The sequence below is a fragment of the Vibrio porteresiae DSM 19223 genome, from assembly GCF_024347055.1.
Lineage (GTDB): Bacteria > Pseudomonadota > Gammaproteobacteria > Enterobacterales > Vibrionaceae > Vibrio > Vibrio porteresiae.
On the sequence record NZ_AP024895.1, the window covers coordinates 2,576,029 to 2,590,868 of the forward strand.

General features: G+C 44.8%; 16 protein-coding genes. 7 read left to right on the forward strand and 9 right to left on the reverse strand.

All coding sequences use genetic code 11. The annotated features are described in order from the left end of the window. Positions 1-86: 86 nt before the first annotated feature. A complete protein-coding gene (gene msrB / locus OCV11_RS11770) occupies positions 87-491 on the reverse strand; it encodes a peptide-methionine (R)-S-oxide reductase MsrB (protein WP_261893042.1) in 405 nt (134 codons plus the stop codon). 334 nt (positions 492-825) lie between these two features. Here msrB and gapA point away from each other — a divergent pair, with 334 nt between their 5' ends. The 4 genes from gapA (at position 826) to OCV11_RS11790 (ending at position 4,434) form a co-directional block, all read left to right on the forward strand. Beyond that, the gene (gene gapA, locus OCV11_RS11775; protein WP_261893043.1) at positions 826-1,821 is read left to right on the forward strand and encodes a glyceraldehyde-3-phosphate dehydrogenase; all 996 of its coding nucleotides are present in this window, start codon (positions 826-828) and stop codon (positions 1,819-1,821) included. A gap of 142 nt (positions 1,822-1,963) precedes the next feature. Next, positions 1,964-2,848, forward strand: coding sequence for a D-hexose-6-phosphate mutarotase (locus OCV11_RS11780; RefSeq protein ID WP_261893044.1), 885 nt, complete (start codon positions 1,964-1,966; stop codon positions 2,846-2,848). A gap of 100 nt (positions 2,849-2,948) precedes the next feature. Continuing rightward, positions 2,949-3,791, forward strand: a complete 843-nt coding sequence (gene rlmA, locus OCV11_RS11785; RefSeq protein WP_261893045.1) for a 23S rRNA (guanine(745)-N(1))-methyltransferase — start codon at positions 2,949-2,951, stop codon at positions 3,789-3,791. Between the two features lie 256 nt (positions 3,792-4,047). Continuing rightward, the gene (locus OCV11_RS11790) at positions 4,048-4,434 is read left to right on the forward strand and encodes a hypothetical protein (protein ID WP_261893046.1); all 387 of its coding nucleotides are present in this window, start codon (positions 4,048-4,050) and stop codon (positions 4,432-4,434) included. Positions 4,435-4,534: 100 nt separating this feature from the next. Here the strand turns inward: OCV11_RS11790 and OCV11_RS11795 are convergent, their stop codons facing one another. Next, positions 4,535-5,896 carry a sensor domain-containing diguanylate cyclase gene (locus tag OCV11_RS11795; RefSeq protein ID WP_261893047.1) on the reverse strand — a complete coding sequence of 454 codons (1,362 nt, stop codon included), beginning with the start codon at positions 5,894-5,896 and terminating at the stop codon, positions 4,535-4,537. Positions 5,897-6,288: 392 nt separating this feature from the next. On the opposite strand from OCV11_RS11795, the gene OCV11_RS11800 reads away from it, so the two are divergent. Further along, on the forward strand, positions 6,289-7,827 hold the full coding sequence (locus tag OCV11_RS11800; RefSeq protein WP_261893048.1) for a methyl-accepting chemotaxis protein: 1,539 nt from the start codon (positions 6,289-6,291) through the stop codon (positions 7,825-7,827). A gap of 19 nt (positions 7,828-7,846) precedes the next feature. After that, positions 7,847-8,578 carry a substrate-binding periplasmic protein gene (locus tag OCV11_RS11805; protein WP_261893049.1) on the forward strand — a complete coding sequence of 244 codons (732 nt, stop codon included), beginning with the start codon at positions 7,847-7,849 and terminating at the stop codon, positions 8,576-8,578. Positions 8,579-8,800: 222 nt separating this feature from the next. On the opposite strand, the gene tnpA is transcribed toward OCV11_RS11805, so the two are convergent. Both tnpA and OCV11_RS11815 read right to left on the reverse strand, forming a co-directional pair. Continuing rightward, on the reverse strand, positions 8,801-9,262 hold the full coding sequence (tnpA, locus tag OCV11_RS11810) for an IS200/IS605 family transposase (RefSeq protein ID WP_261893050.1): 462 nt from the start codon (positions 9,260-9,262) through the stop codon (positions 8,801-8,803). A gap of 381 nt (positions 9,263-9,643) precedes the next feature. Then, on the reverse strand, positions 9,644-10,087 hold the full coding sequence (locus OCV11_RS11815) for a YcgN family cysteine cluster protein (RefSeq protein WP_261893051.1): 444 nt from the start codon (positions 10,085-10,087) through the stop codon (positions 9,644-9,646). Between the two features lie 171 nt (positions 10,088-10,258). On the opposite strand from OCV11_RS11815, the gene OCV11_RS11820 reads away from it, so the two are divergent. Further along, complete coding sequence (locus tag OCV11_RS11820; RefSeq protein WP_261893052.1) at positions 10,259-10,507, forward strand: YkgJ family cysteine cluster protein; 249 nt, start codon at positions 10,259-10,261, stop codon at positions 10,505-10,507. 92 nt (positions 10,508-10,599) lie between these two features. On the opposite strand, the gene recR is transcribed toward OCV11_RS11820, so the two are convergent. From recR to OCV11_RS11845, 5 genes are all read right to left on the reverse strand, one after another. Beyond that, positions 10,600-11,199 carry a recombination mediator RecR gene (gene recR / locus OCV11_RS11825; protein ID WP_261893053.1) on the reverse strand — a complete coding sequence of 200 codons (600 nt, stop codon included), beginning with the start codon at positions 11,197-11,199 and terminating at the stop codon, positions 10,600-10,602. Positions 11,200-11,217: 18 nt separating this feature from the next. Further along, positions 11,218-11,547 carry a YbaB/EbfC family nucleoid-associated protein gene (locus tag OCV11_RS11830; RefSeq protein WP_261893054.1) on the reverse strand — a complete coding sequence of 110 codons (330 nt, stop codon included), beginning with the start codon at positions 11,545-11,547 and terminating at the stop codon, positions 11,218-11,220. A 77-nt stretch (positions 11,548-11,624) separates the two neighbouring features. Beyond that, positions 11,625-13,730: a DNA polymerase III subunit gamma/tau gene (gene dnaX / locus OCV11_RS11835; protein ID WP_261893055.1), complete on the reverse strand. Its 2,106-nt coding sequence runs from the start codon at positions 13,728-13,730 to the stop codon at positions 11,625-11,627. A 21-nt stretch (positions 13,731-13,751) separates the two neighbouring features. Further along, positions 13,752-14,297, reverse strand: coding sequence for an adenine phosphoribosyltransferase (gene apt, locus OCV11_RS11840; protein ID WP_261893056.1), 546 nt, complete (start codon positions 14,295-14,297; stop codon positions 13,752-13,754). A gap of 143 nt (positions 14,298-14,440) precedes the next feature. Continuing rightward, positions 14,441-14,830: a YbaN family protein gene (locus OCV11_RS11845; protein ID WP_261893057.1), complete on the reverse strand. Its 390-nt coding sequence runs from the start codon at positions 14,828-14,830 to the stop codon at positions 14,441-14,443. Positions 14,831-14,840 lie beyond the last annotated feature (10 nt).

Below are 14,840 nucleotides of genomic sequence, written 5' to 3' on the forward strand. Positions count from 1 at the left end.
CTCTGGAGTGAGGGCTTTTCTTTTCACCACACAAAATCATGGTTGCTACAACACATGTAACGTGCTGCAAAAGTGAAACAAAAAGATCATTTTTTGTTAAAAACTAACGAAACTGAGTTCACACAATACCGTTCACCTGTGGTTTGCGGACCATCAGGAAAAACGTGGCCTAGGTGGCTATCGCACGCTGCACATCGGATCTCAGTACGCACCATTCCGTGACTGAAGTCATCTATATAGCGAATCGCCTCAGCACTGATCGGCGCATCAAAACTAGGCCAGCCACACCCTGAGTCATATTTGTTCTCAGAAACGAATAACGGTGCCTGACAGCACGTACAGTGGTAGATCCCCGTCTCTTTGTTATGCAACAAGGTCCCAGAGTATGGCATCTCCGTTCCTTGCTCGCGGCACACTCGGTATTGTTCTTCTGTTAAGAACTGACGCCAATAGTCATTTGATTTTAATTTATTTTCTTCATTATTGTTCACGTATAACTCTCTTATTCTGGCTGATGGTTTTGTCAATTTTTTCTAATAAAACTTGCATCACAAATGATTTGTAGCACATACTTTTTGACTATGCTATGGCAGATGATTTATTGACAAATTACCTAACATAACATGACATTTTTCGTTAGCTGGCAGTCTATCTTTCGTTGTCACGTGCAAAAAATAATCAGTCGTGACAGATTGTTAAAAAAAGCACCGCTTTTTTTTGACTTTAAACAAGTTAAGTCGGATTATCTGTTGCAGACAAAAGCTGGATTCTGTAATTTTACTACCAGTTATCTTTAATCAGAAATTAAGTTGTGGAGCAACTATAATGACTATCAAAGTAGGTATTAACGGTTTTGGCCGTATCGGTCGTTTCGTATTTCGTGCAGCACAAGCTCGTACTGACATCGAAGTTGTAGGTATCAACGACCTTATCGACGTTGAATACATGGCTTACATGCTAAAATATGACTCAACTCACGGTCGTTTCAACGGCACTGTTGAGATCGAAGGCGGTAACCTAATCGTTAACGGTAAAACTGTACGTGTAACTGCAGAACGCAACCCAGCTGACCTTAAATGGGGCGAAATCGGTGTTGACGTTGTTGCTGAAGCAACTGGTCTTTTCCTAACTGACGAAACAGCTCGTAAACACATCGAAGCTGGTGCGAAAAAAGTTGTTATGACTGGTCCTTCAAAAGACGCAACTCCTATGTTCGTTATGGGCGTAAACAATGAAACTTACGCTGGTCAAGACATCGTTTCTAACGCTTCTTGTACTACTAACTGTCTAGCACCTATCGCTAAAGTTCTAAACGACAACTTCGGTATCGTTTCAGGTCTTATGACTACAGTTCACGCAACAACAGCAACTCAAAAAACTGTTGACGGTCCTTCTCATAAAGACTGGCGCGGTGGTCGTGGTGCTTCTCAAAACATCATCCCATCATCAACTGGTGCAGCTAAAGCTGTAGGTAAAGTTCTTCCAGAACTAAACGGCAAACTAACTGGTATGGCATTCCGCGTACCAACTGCTAACGTTTCAGTTGTTGACCTAACTGTTAACCTAGAAAAAGCAGCTTCTTACGACGACATCAAAGCAGCTATGAAAGCAGCTTCTGAAGGCGCTCTAGCTGGCGTTCTTGGTTACACTGAAGATGCAGTTGTTTCAACTGACTTCAACGGCGACACTCGCACTTCAATCTTTGATGCTGCAGCTGGTATCGCTCTAACTGACAAATTCGTTAAAGTTGTATCTTGGTACGACAACGAAATCGGTTACTCAAACAAAGTTCTAGACCTAATCGCTCACATTTCTAAATAATGTAGGCTGTTAGCTTAGCACTATTAAGAGGGCAGCATTTCGCTGCCCTTTTGTCATTTCAGAACCAACATCAACGAGTACACAGACTGATGTAATTGACATAAAAACGTTCCGAGCGAGCGTTACATTAAGGTACTGATATATGGACTTACAAAAACTTCCTGTCATCTCTACACTTTCCGATCATATTGACGTCGTACAACACGACCAAGTCAAATTTCTTCGTATTACCCATCCTAAACTTACCGCGGGTATTTCCCTGTACGGTGGCCATGTTGTTTCATTTAAACCAACCGGTTTTCAAGACCTTATTTGGATGAGCGACGAAGCTATTTACGATGCAAAACTACCATTACGTGGTGGTATTCCAATCTGCTGGCCTTGGTTTGGCCCAATTGCTTCACCTTCACACGGGTTTGTGCGTAATCAACAATGGCAGCTTGTAGAACACCGTGAAAACGAAAATGGCGTTGTGGTATGCCTTGGTCTTCAAGATAACGCGGATACCCAAGTCATTTGGCCATATCGTTTCGATGCCAAACTCTACGTCGAAATGGGTGAAACACTTAAAGTCACCTTAGATGTGAAAAACACCGATGAAAAACCTTGGACCTTCTCCGGAGCGTTGCACTCTTACCTAAACGTGGGCGACATCCATCAACTTGCCATTACTGGCATGGGTGATCGTTACATCGACAAGCTGCAAGACAGCAAAGAGTGTGAAGGCCCCGAAGTACTCAAATTGACCGCGGGTATTGACCGTATTTACACTCAACCAGCAGCTGTGATTAATGTCTCAGATCCGGAATTTGATCGCCAACTGACCATCGAAAACCAAGGTCATAACTCAGCGGTGCTTTGGAACCCTTGGGCCAATGGTGCTGCAAACATCAAAGACATGAGTAACAGCGGCTATCTCACCATGATGTGTGTTGAATCGACCGTATTCGCACCTTGTATCTCTGCTGGTATCACACTAGCACCGGGTGAATCACATCAATTGATCACAACCATCGCTCAACACTGATGGCTTGATGCGCTATTTGATAAAGGACAGCTGCGCTGTCCTTTTTATTTTGAGCTTGAACCGTTAAACTAGCGCCTTTCTTTTTTAGACCGAGATCTTTATGGCTTATCAATGTCCATTATGCCAGTTACCTCTGGCGCAAGCCCAACAAGCCTATGTATGTGCAAACAATCACCAATTTGATGTAGCCAAAGAGGGTTATGTCAATTTGATGCCTGCTCATCATAAACGTTCTAAAGATCCTGGTGACAATAAAGAGATGACTCAGGCGCGTCGCCGCTTTTTAAATGCCGGGCACTATGACCCAATGCGTAACCGTGTTGCAGAGCTCTGCTCTCAATATCTTAAAGAGAGTGGCCACCAGCTACTCGATATTGGTTGTGGCGAGGGCTACTACACTACCTTTGTCGCAGAAGCATTAACCCAGCAATACCCAGAAGCACAAACGTTTGGCTTAGACATCTCTAAAGTGGCGGTTCGCTATGCGGCAAAACGTTACCCCAATTGCCAATTTGCCGTGGCATCAAGTCACCGCCTTCCGTTTGCCGATAACTCGCTTGATGGAGTATTACGTATTTACGCACCATGCAAAGCAGAAGAGCTGGCACGTTGTGTCACCGCTAATGGGGTTGTCATTACCGTGACACCTGCGCCGCATCATCTTTATCAATATAAAGAACATATCTACGAAACCGTGCGCCTGCATGATGACAAACCAGAAGAGATCGCGGGATTTCAATTAGTTCATAGTGAACAATTGCGTTATACCATGGCGCTCAGCAGCCAAGATGCGCTGGATTTGCTGCAGATGACACCTCTTGCATGGCATGCCAGTGATGAGTTTCGTCAATTCCTCGCTCAAGTGGACTCTTTCGAGAGTGAGGCGGATTTCACGTTACGTGTTTACCAACGTGCGGCAGATGAACCACAAGCTGCTGAATAAATTCGATTATTTCTTAGCGACTACCCCACCAGGTGGCGGTAGTCGTTGATGTAACACTCAGTTTTGTCACTCAAAAGAAAGATTCATATCACAATTTTCTTTCCCCAATCTCTCTCCGCCCAGAAAACTCCTCCGGTTTCAATTATTTCGGCACAATGTTTGCTGGTAAAATTTATGCTCAGATAGTGTAAAAAGTTCGCAAGTTTTCTGCTTGTCGGTCGATAAAGCTAACTGAGGATAGACTTAGGAGAGAAGTATGAACCCAGTAGGAGCAGGATCAGCAAATCTGTATTCCACCCAAACGGTGAAATCTCATACATCGACTCGCCCTGGTAATACCACCACGGCTACAGCGAATACATCACTTATCGAACGCAACGAAGGCAGCGACAAAGTTACTCTCTCTTCGGAAGGAAAAGCTTTGCTTAAAACCTTAAAGCATATTGATAAAACGGGAACGCTGGAAACTGTGGATAAAGAAAAAACCATCGGCGATAAGGTTGAATCCTTCACTTACGGAGCACTCGGGTTAGAAAAACCTGAACAAAAGGCGGAAGAAGAAGATAAAGATAACTCTTACTCAGCTGGACGTTACCTGTCTGCCGCTGCCACTATTGGCGGCCTCATTCTAGCGATTGTCTAACTGACAAAGATATTCTCTGTTCTTTGGTCTAGCTTCAAAACAAAAGGCACATTGAGTGCCTTTTTTATTGCTCATATTTACCCTTTTTACCCAGTGAGTCCTAACTCGCTTGGCTAAATTGTTGCTTAAATTGCGCTTTCTTCTGATACATATTGTGGTCAGCTTGGGCGAGTAAATCATCAAGGCTAATCCCCTGCCCCATAAATACTGCATGACCAACAGAAAATGAACCGTGGAGGCAAATATCACCCCATAAGAATGGGTTACGTTCAAACTGCCGCGTGATTTTATAATTGATGATTTCAATTTGGTCACAAGATGACACGCCACGAATCACAACGATAAACTCATCTCCTCCCATACGCGCCACCACATCCGTTTTGCGTACACTACGAGTTAAGTTGTCGGCGATGTATTTCAGATATTCATCCCCGACGTTATGACCATAGGTGTCATTAATCTTTTTAAAATCATTAAGGTCGATATTAAGTACCAAGAACGTGTCATCTGTCGAACGTCTATCAATCAATTGCGTCACATAATTCAGCGCATAACGACGGTTTGGAAGACGAGTCAGATCATCGTGCATAGCACTTCGATGGGTAAACAGATAATGACGATAAAGCAATGTACAGACAAAATAGATCAATAGACAGATGCAGATAACGCTTACTTGAATCAAGCGCTGAAACATCACCACTTCAGGCGCTGCCGCAAAGTTAAAGTAGGCATAAAGTGTCCAGCCACCGCTGAGTAAGCTCACATTCAAATGGAAATCATTGTGGGCAACAAGATCCGGATTACCATAGAACACCCCTTTTGGGGCACTAAGCGCAATTTGCGCGTTGGGAATCGACGCTATCCCCGCATCCACAATCAGTTTTTGATAATCGATAACCACACTGACCGTACCCCAGTAATCGCGGTTATAAGGAAAGTCAGTGAAAATCGGATAACGGGCAATGATCGCTTTGCCCCCTTGAACCAACTCAAGTGGGTGCGTGATATAAACACTGCCCTGCTCTCGAGCTTGTTTAACACTTTCATATTGAGCGGGAATATTACGAAAATCGACTCCAAGTGCCTTCTCATTTCCTTTGATCGGATAAACTCGCGTTATCACATCGTTTGGTGCTAAAGCGATGTTTCTGACATAGGACGATTTACTCATCAGTTTTTGAGCAATCATATCCCAATGTTGCATTGAGAAATCAGGGTCGATGGTGACCATCATTGCCAAGCTGTCGGCTAGATAAGTGTCCATATACACTTGAGATTCTATATTGGAGCGCACGACAGAAAGCTTATTCATCGCGGTTTCTTGTTCAGCGCGCACATGCCGTTCAACCAGTAGGTCAGAGATCAACAGCACCATCACAATGCTGATAATTAAGTAAACCATTGAAAAAGAACTAATAGTTACTTTTTCTTGATGTGTAAGTCGTTGAGATATTTTTGTCATCAAATTGTCTTTATTTTGGTACCTATTACTGATCGAATCACAATACAATCAAGGCAATAATTGATGTTTTAAGTATAGTCGAATGTGTTCGACAATCCGCAATTTCGCTCGTCCTTTGAAATGTGATGCCAAACACAAATCACTGCTTATACCTCCTTTGCGTTTTCTTATTGAACCTGAGGTTGCTCTCCTTTTTTTAGCCACTGCACTCCCTTTCCTGACAAATCGATAACTTAGTCTATTATTTAAACAATCTTGGCGAGTTTGATGACTTTCCACTGACTTCATAACAATACGGCAGTGACTGCCGAAAATCTCTGTCTGGTATGGCTGATCCAAATAGAACAAGACTTATGCCACCTAGCATAAGCTATTGAAAAATAGGATTATCTATGTTGAAAAGTGCCAAAACCATTTTCATCATCCAATTGATACTTGCCATTTCCATCGTGCTGGGAATCACAGGCTACTTGGATTACAAAAGCTCTAAAACGGATCTTTACGACAAGCTTAATGTCGCGATTGATAACGTAGAGCATCGATTAAGCTTGAGCTTACCAGCCTCTATTTGGAACTTTAACTTAGACGCTGCCAAAATGAGTATCGCTTCAGAGCTGCGCTCCTCAGACCTAAGAGCGGTCAAAGTCCTCAATCCACAAGGCCAAGTGGTGCTGTTTGTGGCATTAGACCCAACCGACCCAAACAAACTGATCGATATTCCCAACAAAGAAGATCCGTTCAGTCAGGATTTAATGGCCACAACCGAGTTGGTCTATAGCGAATACGGCACCGAAAACAAGGTTGGCAATGCGACGGTTTACTACCATGCACATAACGTTGAAGCGCAGCTAGAAAGCAGCTTGAGGTACAACATCTACCAGGTGATCATTTTGGACCTCGTGATGGTATTTATTCTTATTTTCTCTTTATCCACTACCTTGCTACGTCCACTTAAAGAACTGACTTATCGAATATCACAACTTGCATCAGGAGACGGTGATCTTTCCCATGTGATTCCTGCAGCCCGTTATCTTGAGTTTCAACAAATCACCGACAGCATTAATCAATTTACTCGCTCGTTACGGGAAATCGTCGCTGACGTGTCTAGCTCTTCAGTGCAATTGAAAGATTCTGCGGAAAGTACCGAGCAGATGGCTTTGGAAGGCGCACGACAAATTGACTCACAGCAAAATTCGCTATCCCGTGTAGCCGCAGCGGCAACACAAATGAACCAATCCATTGCCACCGTAGCAGACACCGCTACCATCGCCGCTACCCAAGCCACAGATGCAGCTCATCTGATTCAATTAGTGATTAAAACCATCGACGAGTCTTCTACTGAAATTTTCAACATGCGTTCAGAGATGAATAACGTGAATGCTGAGATGCATAAGCTACTCGAAGAAGGTCGCAAGATTTCCACTGTGGTGAATGTGATCAATGAGATTTCAGAACAAACCAACTTATTAGCACTGAATGCAGCGATAGAAGCCGCTCGTGCGGGCGACCATGGGCGAGGGTTCGCTGTGGTAGCCGAAGAGGTGCGTAACCTATCGCAAAAAACCAGCGAGTCCACAGAGCAAATCCAAAGCAACATTCGTGCTCTTAGCGGCGCAACCGAATCTGTAGAAAAAGAGATTAACCGTATATCGACACTGCTTGAAAAAACCGCTACCCAAGTATCGGAATCACAGCAATCGGTTGTTCAAGTTACGGATAGTATTTCGGAAATTGCTCAGCAAAACAGCCAAATATCACAAGCCACAGAAGAGCAGCGCTTAACCATTGAGGATGTAAGCCGCGCAATTGTGGAGGCCTCAGAAGCGACCCATGAGCTTGCATCAGGTGCCAAAGAGACCGCAAGTCGAACCAAGGATGTGCTGCAACTCAGTTCTGCCATTCGCAGCCACATGCAGAAGTTCAAAATATAAATCACACTGGAGAGTGAGTATGAAATTTTCTTTGGGTTTAATCCTGAGCTGGTTGCTCGCCATACCGATGAGCTTCGCTGCTACCATTACTGCATCGCAAGATCCGTGGCCACCCTTCATTACGAGTGACCCCAATATGCCGGGTATTTCAGTCGAAGTGGTCACCGCAGCGATGAAGACCCAAGGCTATGATGTACAATTTAAAATCATGCCGTGGGCACGTGCCTTGGACGAAGTGAAAAACGGCCGTGTCGATTTGCTGCCCGCAACCTGGTACACCAAAGAGAGAACGGCTTATCTAAGATACAGCTCTCCCTACATCGAAAATGAGCTGAGCTTTATTAAGCTGGCAGATAACCCTTTTGAATACGACGGATTAGCCAGCCTTAAAGGATTAAACGTGGGTATCGTGCGTGGTTACGGTTATGACGGTGAATTTATGGCCGACACAGGGTTCAACCGTCCAGAATCTGGCGACCTTGCCACTAACTTGAAAAAGCTTTTATCTAAGCGTATCGATTTAACGGTCAAAGATAAAATTGTGTCGCTATCGATTATGAAAGAACAAGGTATCGATTCTTCTCAGTTTGCTTTCACCCAAAAATCCATGTCGCGCAATCCTGTGCACGTGACCTCTGGCATCGCCAATCCTAATTCTCAAAAATACATCGACGCATATGAGAAAGGAATTGCTGAAATCAAACAAAATGGAACGTTCGATGCCATATTGAAAAAATATGGTATTAAGTAGCGCTAGTTTGCAGCCGGTTAGCGAAATAGAAAAATGCTAACCACAACGAAAAGAGAAGCCTTGGCTTCTCTTTTTGCTTTTCACTATTTAGACACACAGACACATGAGTCCAAGGAAAAAAAATATCCTCCGGCATAGCCGGAGGTTTTTCATATGCGCCTATAAGGCTCTCCTACCAGCAGCGCCCTAGCAGGCGCATCGTGATCTGACATTTGCATATGACTATTTCTTGCGACCCGTAAACGGGTTACCTGAATATGGGATCGACAGTTGCTCTCCCATTTTATCTTGATCTAATTGATGCTTGATGTAACTTTGGATCTGGCTTGTATTTTTGCCGACTGTATCAACGTAATAACCCCGGCACCAAAATTCTCGATTTCGGTATTTGAACTTCAAATCCCCAAATCGCTCATAGAGCATCAAACTACTTTTACCTTTTAAATATCCCATAAAACCTGAAACACTCAACTTCGGTGGGATTTCTAAAAGCATATGAACATGATCTTTACAGCATTCAGCCTCGAGTATATTCACGTCTTTCCATTCACATAGCTTTCGCAAGATTTCTCCAACTGCTCGACGTTTTTCACCGTAGAACACCTGCCTTCTATATTTGGGTGCGAATACTATATGATATTTACAGTTCCATCTTGTGTGAGCTAAGCTCTTCTCGTCCCCCATATTGGGACCCCCTTTCAATTTCTGATTAACTCTTGTAGTTGCCAGACCACAAGGTATTTCTAACAAATTGAAAGGGGTTTTATAACTGACTTATAGCTATAAGCTCAACGGAACCCCCCAGCCAAGCTGGGGGTTTTCTCTGTACAAGAAAAATGCCCACAGGGGTGGGCTTAGGTCAACGATCACTATCCAATCAGCAACCTCAAAGAGGCAAATCGAGTAACAAGTCTACTTTAAAGCTAGTCGAGGATAGTGCGGTGGTAAATATTGAAGAACACTTTTTTCACCTTTGATAAAAATGGTGAATTCATTTCAACATCAATAATAGAAATTGCGACTATTTATGAACCTAAAACCGGGGTTTAATAACCCAGTTCGAGTTTAATGGCCCAAATTCGGGTGGTTCAAAATGTGGTCCTCCCAATCGATCACGTCAATTTCGTAAACCACTTTATTACGTACGCTTTCGCCACAATGATGCATCGCGTCTTTTGAGCCAGTGATAAGTGGATGCCATTCTGGTAGCGGTTCTTTTTGTGACAACAAACGATAAGCGCAAGTTTCTGGTAACCAGTTAAACTCATCGATGCGCTCACGTGTGAGCTTGGTGCATTCCTCACCTGAGGCAAAGCGATTTGGGTAATCTTTACAACTGCAAGTTTGATTATCTAGCAGGCTACACGCGACGTTGGTGTAGTAAACCTCGTCGGTATCTTCATCCATCAACTTATGCAGACAGCATTTACCACAACCATCACATAGAGATTCCCACTCTTCTTCCGTCATCTGTTCTAGAGATTTGGTTTGCCAAAAAGCGTGTGTCATAGGAATTCTCGTTTGATTAAGGTAAAAATTTGGACGGCATTTATACCCGTCCTCGCGTGAAAGTGCAACCATCTTGCCAGAACAGTCGCAAGTGCATATCGATCCTGTCCTCATTTTCTGGTAGGATTTGCGCCCTTTGATTCTCAGATCGCATTCAAGTATAGGTATAAGATGGATTGTCGACTTGGCTGTGGTGCATGTTGTATTGCGCCTAGTATTTCATCCCCAATTCCCGGTATGCCTAATGGCAAACCTGCTGGCGTGCGCTGCATTCAACTGAATGAAGAAAATCTGTGCAAGCTATTTGGTAAACCAGAGCGTCCCGCAGTCTGTCACCATTTCAAAGCCGATCCCGATATCTGCGGTAGCTCTAATCAACAGGCGATAACCATCATTACCGAGCTGGAATCGCTGACGTAAATCTACTGAGTTTGCAAGGTCTGCAGAAATAGAAAATCCTCCACTTGGGAGGATTTTTAGTATTGAGTCTCTCAATAATTGGCGCATCAAACTCAGAGTTTATGACGACCTAAGAGAGAGTGAGACAAGGTTGTACCATCCACCAGCTCCAGTTCACCACCCACAGGAACCCCGTGAGCAATACGACTGGCCGTCACACCGTGTTCACGACACAGTTCAGCGATATAGTGAGCGGTTGCTTCCCCTTCTACAGTTGGGTTAGTCGCCAAAATCACTTCGCTAATACCACCTTGTTGCAAGCGAAAATCCAAGACATCCAAACCGATGTCGCTAGGGCCAATACCATCAAGTGGCGATAAATGCCCCATTAGCACAAAGTAGCGCCCAGAATATTGACCCGTTGCTTCTAATGCAGCGATGTCGGCGGGACTTTCCACCACGCAAAGCTGACCGTTTTCACAACGTTTTGGATTATTACAGATATTGCACACTTCTTCTTCGGTGAACGTTCGGCATTCACGACAGTGACCAATTTCCACCATCGCTTTACTTAACGCATCCGCTAACTGAAGTCCGCCTTTTCTATCGCGCTGTAACAAATGAAAGGCCATACGTTGCGCCGACTTGGGGCCAACCCCAGGTAGACAACGTAAAGCCTCCATCAATTGTTCCAGCATAGGACTGGTTCGCATGAATAACCTTCGCTGTTATTAGAAAGGTAGTTTCATGCCTGGTGGCAATTGCATGCCGCCAGTCACAGAGGCCATTTTTTCTTTTTGAGTCTCTTCAACACGACGAGCAGCATCGTTAAATGCAGCTGCGATCAAGTCTTCTAACATCTCTTTGTCGTCTTCCATCAAGCTTTCATCGATGTTAACGCGACGTACACTGTGACTACCAGTGATAGTAATTTTTACAAGACCAGCACCAGATTCACCGGTGACTTCCATGTTTGCAATTTCTTCTTGAAGCTTTTGCATACGCTCTTGCATTTGCTGGGCTTGCTTCATCAGGTTGCCCATTCCGCCTTTACCAAACATTCTATTCTCTCTGGTTTCGTCTTGAATTGTTGCACATTAAGTGGGGGTGATTATTGAAAAAAACAACCCCACTCCGGTTAAACAGGTCGCACACTCTCTTTATCTAGCACCGCTTGAAAGCGTTGCTCAATAAAGTGGACATTCGGGTCACTGGCTAGGCTATCCATCGCTTGGGATAACTTACCTTGGTACAAACGCTCTCTCAATTCTAGAGGGGTCTCACCTTCTTCACCAATGTTGACGCTCAAATGGCACTGCTCTCCAAGTTGGTCATTGATCGCTTGAAGAAGTTCACTTTGTGCTTTGTCATTATTGAGGTGAGCATGAGTTGGGCGCAATACAAGCTCGATTGACGTTCCATCCTTACGATAAAACGAATTCAGCGCCAGCTGTTCAACCAGCTTCGCCGTATCTAGCTTAGCAATGAGCGCTGCCCATTCACTCTGCTGTACGGACTCTTGAACCAATTTCTGTGCCATCGCTGGCGTCTTTTCATGTTCAAGAGCTCGTTTTAATTCAGTTGGTGTGAGCTCAGATTTTTTCTCAGTGCGCATTTCTGGTTGGGAAAAGCGCCACTGGTAATCTTGCTCATCCATGATCTCGTCTTGATCAACATCTGTATCGTCAAAGGCATAGTCTGGCGACACCTGAGTAGGTTGACTGACTTGTCCACGTTGAGCAACACGCTCAATGACCGTGGTTGGCTTGTCAGATGTCGCTTGAGCCTTTTTTGTGCCTGTCTCTCCTTTAGCCGCCAGTCCCTTACGTTGCGAACGTAACTGGTGACGCAGGCTACCAATCTCTGAAGGTCGCTGCTCTTCCGCTACCTTTGCCGGTTGAGGGGCTACAGGCGCTGGAGCTGGAGCTGGAGCTGATGCGTATGGAGGTGCAGGTACCGATTGAGGTGCCGCCATCGCAGGTTGTGGTTGAGCAGGAGCATTCAACGCAGGAGATGCCGAAGGCATCTGAGCAACCTGCGGTGCAGCCTGTGCCCCCGAATTCATCGGTGTTTGAGGTGCAGCAGGTCGCGCTGCAACTGGCGTAGGCGCCGTCACAGATGCGGCTTCAGGCTTAGCCACAATGGCTTGCGCGGTTGGAGATGCAGGACGAAATGCCATCATACGCAGAGCAATCATCTCGATCCCAATCCGTGCTGTTGGTGACAGCGGTAGATCTTGGCGACCTTTCAACGCGATTTGGTAGTAAAGCTGTACATCTTGTGGCGAGAGCATTTGTGCAATCGCACGCACTTTATCCGCATCTGGCAGATCTTTATCTAACGTCGATGGTAGTGCCTGAGCCATGGCCACACGGTGCAGTTGACTGGCTAACTGCTGCAGTAACCCATCCCACTCCACTCCGATTTCCGCGAAAGACTGCAGAGTGTCCATCACCGTTTGTGTTGAATAAGAGCCAATAGCAAGCAATAAATTCAGGGCTTGATCGGTATCGAGCGTGCCCAACATATGGGTCACAATATCCGCTTGAACGTTGCCATTACCTAACGCGATGGCTTGGTCAGTCAGACTCAAAGCATCACGCATACTGCCGTCTGCAGCATGAGCAAGCATCGCTAAAGCACGAGGCTCACTGGCAATGTGTTCTTGCGTTAAGATATGCGTCAATTGCTGTGAAATCGCATCCACACCAATTGGCTTTAAATGAAATTGCAAACACCGGGACAAAATGGTCACCGGTAACTTTTGCGGATCCGTGGTCGCAAGAAGAAACTTCACATATTCAGGTGGTTCTTCTAACGTCTTAAGCAAGGCGTTAAAGCTGTGACGAGAGAGCATGTGCACTTCGTCAATCAAATAGACTTTAAAACGACCACGCGCAGGCTTGTATTGCACGTTATCTAGCAACTCACGCGTATCTTCAACTTTAGTGCGAGACGCCGCATCGATCTCTAAAAGATCAACAAAACGTCCTTGGTCGATTTCTCGACACGTAGCGCATTGACCACAAGGATTGGCGGTAATACCTGTTTCGCAATTGAGTCCTTTAGCAAAGAGTCGAGCGATTGAGGTTTTCCCTACGCCTCGAGTCCCGCTGAACAGATAGGCATGATGCAGCCTATTTTGCGTCAGGGCGTTTTCTAAAGCGGTTAAAACATGGGATTGACCTACGACTTCACTGAATCGAGTTGGTCTCCATTTACGCGCAAGAGCGAGATAACTCATGAATACTTCCGTTTTGGGTGTTTAGTGGCCTTCGAATTCACAGATGCTGTAAACGTTTAAGCCTAAACTTTCCAAACGCTTGTCACCACCAATTTCTGGTAGGTTGATAACAAATGCAGCATGCTCTACTTCACCACCCAATTGGCGGATCAGTTTCGTTGTGGCTTCGATAGTACCACCTGTTGCAAGTAGATCATCAACGACAAGCACTTTGTCACCTGGCTTGATCGCATCAACATGGATTTCCAGTGTATCAGTACCGTATTCCAAATCGTAGGTTTGAGCGATTGTTTTCCGTGGCAATTTGCCTGGTTTACGGACAGGTACAAAACCCACACCCAATTCAAGCGCCAATGGTGCACCAAATAGGAAACCACGAGCTTCAGTACCCACAACTTTGGTAAAGCCCATTGCTTTATATTTGTCCACTAGCAATTGGATTGTCGCGCGGTAGGCTTCTGCATCTTCTAGCAGACTGGTTACGTCACGGAACAAGATCCCTGGCTTTGGATAGTCTTGGATACTTTTAATGCTTGATTTGATAAGTGAAAGAGTTTCGGTTGTCATAATTACATTAACTTCGATTGAGACAATGCTCCTGTGAATACTCACAACATTGCTGTTTAAAATTCTTCGCCCGTAATCTAAAGATTTCCAGACGCTGAAAAAACAAACGCCCACTCGAAGAGTGGGCACACTTCCTCATAATGCTAGTGATTTTCGCGCCTGTTAGCAACAAGCTCGTGCGTCGGTAGCTTAAGAAACCAGCTTATCAGAATCACAAAAACCACAAAAAGTAGCCCTTTGAGCCATATATTCGGCACAATATAAATGGAAAAACAAAAACTTAGTGAGATCATTATCGCACCGCGTTGTTTGACTACTTTTGATACAGCTCGCTGCTCTTGCCATGTGGTTAGAATGGGACCAAAGATTTTATGTTGATGTAACCAGCGGTGACATCGAGGGCTGCTCTTCATAAAGCAGTAGCTCGCTAAGAGCAAAAATGGGGTCGTGGGTAACAAGGGCAAAAAGATCCCAGCCACGCCAAGTAGGATGGCAATACTCCCCGCTCCAGTCAGTAACCATTTTTGAATCATTTGCTCTATA